Raw genomic sequence first — 944 nt, forward strand, 5'->3', positions numbered from 1 at the left:
ACGTAGGCCATCAAGGCTGAAAAAATATGATTCAAAATCAGTTTAGATCGTCTTACTTGAAACTTTTCAATATGACAAACCTGTTTAATCACTCGGTGATATTGTTCTATTTTCCAATGACTTGAATGTAATTCATGAAAACCCTCAAAGGACAATAAATCATCTTCATCTTGATGCACAATATAAAACCTCTGCTGTTCTTTTAACTGAGTCTTAAATAATTGTACAAAGCCAAAATCTTTGAGCCAGACCACTTGACCCTGATGGAAATCTGGCAATAAACGCAGTTGAAACCATTGTCCTTTTTCTGGGGAAACCTTACGGTTACAGTCGATACCAAACATAAATCGAATACCATATTTTCTTATGGTTTTTAGATTTCCAGTCGATGAATACCAACTATCACCTGTAATAAATTGAATCTTTGCACCCCAACTGAGTACTTCACTTAACATATCCATAAAGTAATCATTCTTGGTTTTACTTTCAGATTTGTCATAAATTCGGAAATTAATTGGAATATTTTGACCATTTTGATCTGTCGCATACAAGGTAATGAGATTAATACCCTTGACGGATCGGTGGTGTTTGCCTGACCAAAAATAGCTAACCAAGTCCATATGTTGACTATATGGTTTATCTAAAACAGTATCATCAATACTGACTATAAGTTTATTATTATCAATATGTTGAATTGCTTCTTGATATAGGTCGTGAGGTGTGTAGTCTTCACGCTCTAGAAAGCGATTTACACTATCATGCGAGATATTATAAGTCTCGGCAAGTTGTGTGCAGCTAATAGAGTTCGGTTCTGTCATGAGAAAGCCCATATAAATGGGTAGAGTACAAGTTGCTGTAGAAGCATTTTTAATTCGTCTGATCACAGATACTTTATAAAGTATTTTAATACTTTTTTGAATCCGTCAATGCGTAAGTCCTATATA

General features: G+C 34.3%; 1 protein-coding gene. It reads right to left on the bottom strand.

Translation table 11 applies throughout. The features are described 5' to 3' along the window. Positions 1-884, bottom strand: an 884-nt coding sequence (locus PV763_RS17660) for an IS701-like element ISAba11 family transposase (protein WP_420938297.1), incomplete at its 3' end; no start/stop codon positions are given. Positions 885-944: the final 60 nt, after the last annotated feature.

This window comes from Acinetobacter sp. AS5, assembly GCF_048957595.1.
GTDB lineage: Bacteria > Pseudomonadota > Gammaproteobacteria > Pseudomonadales > Moraxellaceae > Acinetobacter.